Raw genomic sequence first — 743 nt, 5'->3', positions numbered from 1 at the left:
ATTTTTAATTCTATATGCTAGATCATTAATTTTTTCCTCAATAATTTTAGCTATTTTTATAAACTCTTCATCTGATTTTCCAGTAGGATCTTCTAATCCCCAATCTTCAATGTGATTACCTAAAATATTTGGACAAATAACATTACATCCCATTTTTATAACAATATCTGCCTTTGGAACATGGGATATTAACTTAGATTTATGAGTTTTATTCATATCAATTCCATATAAATTCTTTATAATTCTCACAGCATCTTCATTTATTTTATCTTTAATTTCTGTTCCTGCTGAATAACTATGAAAGATATGTGCAGCAAATTTTTTCCCTAATGCTTCTGCCATTTGTGATCTACAAGAGTTATGAACACAAACAAATACAACTTTTTTTTCATCAAATATTACTCTCCTAAAAATATATTTATAGAATATCTTTCACTAATTCTAATACTTCATCTACTTTTAATACTTTTCCATAGCTAATAACTTTATTGTCTACTACTAATGCAGGTGTTGACATAACTCCATAATTAGCTATTTTTGCAAAATCAGTTACATGTCCAACTTCAATATTTTTATCAAGTATTTTTAAAGCTTCTACAACATTTTTTTCAAGTAAATTACATTTAGAGCAACCTGAGCCCAATATCTTTACTCTTGCATTTTCAGAATTCTTAATATTATTTTTTTTATTGCAATTATTTTTTAAAAAATTAAATATTTTCATCATTAAAACTCCTTTAAAT

General features: G+C 25.0%; 2 protein-coding genes. Both read right to left on the bottom strand.

Annotated elements, in window-relative coordinates; translation table 11 throughout:
- Nucleotides 1-399, bottom strand: a 399-nt coding sequence (locus tag GBZ86_RS16470; RefSeq protein WP_327445300.1) for an arsenate reductase/protein-tyrosine-phosphatase family protein, incomplete at its 3' end; no start/stop codon positions are given.
- 19 nt (nucleotides 400-418) lie between these two features.
- Nucleotides 419-724 (bottom strand): MTH895/ArsE family thioredoxin-like protein, encoded by a 306-nt coding sequence (locus GBZ86_RS16465; protein WP_152892474.1) that lies wholly within the window; start codon nucleotides 722-724, stop codon nucleotides 419-421.
- Nucleotides 725-743: the final 19 nt, after the last annotated feature.

This window comes from Clostridium tarantellae (genome assembly GCF_009295725.1).
GTDB classification, from domain to species: Bacteria; Bacillota; Clostridia; order Clostridiales; family Clostridiaceae; genus Sarcina; species Sarcina tarantellae.
Note: the sequence above shows the minus strand (reverse complement) of the source record. Positions and strands in the feature narration are given on the sequence as shown.

Bases quoted from the DNA above. Each gene is read 5' to 3' on its own strand.
- GBZ86_RS16465 (WP_152892474.1), bottom strand. From the start codon at position 724: ATGAAAATATTTAATTTTTTAAAAAATAATTGCAATAAAAAAAATAAT.